Here is a 263-nt window from a genome sequence, read left to right on the forward strand (position 1 = left end):
CCTCTCAAGCGAGCCAAGCACTGTATTTATAAATAGCCACGGCTTTTCCGCTCGAACAGTTAACTCAAAAGACGCGAAGACTGTTAGTGAGATTATTTGTGAAGCAATTCGCTGTGGAATGCCTCCCAAAGAGATTGGCGTGGTGACGCCTTTCAGAAATCATGCTAGAAGAATTCGCTCTGAGCTATCAGCAGCTTTAGGCGGCACAACCGCAAGAGAAGTCGTAGCAGACACGGTTGAAAGAATGCAAGGGCAGGAAAGAG

The 263-nt window shown here is 47.5% G+C and carries 1 protein-coding gene; it reads left to right on the plus strand.

From position 1 onward, the window contains the following. Positions 1–28: 28 nt before the first annotated feature. On the plus strand, positions 29–263 hold a 235-nt coding region (locus H2O73_RS22950; RefSeq protein WP_368737177.1), incomplete at its 3' end, for an AAA domain-containing protein.

It is taken from the genome of Vibrio marinisediminis (genome assembly GCF_014050145.1).
Classification (GTDB): Bacteria; Pseudomonadota; Gammaproteobacteria; order Enterobacterales; family Vibrionaceae; genus Vibrio; species Vibrio marinisediminis.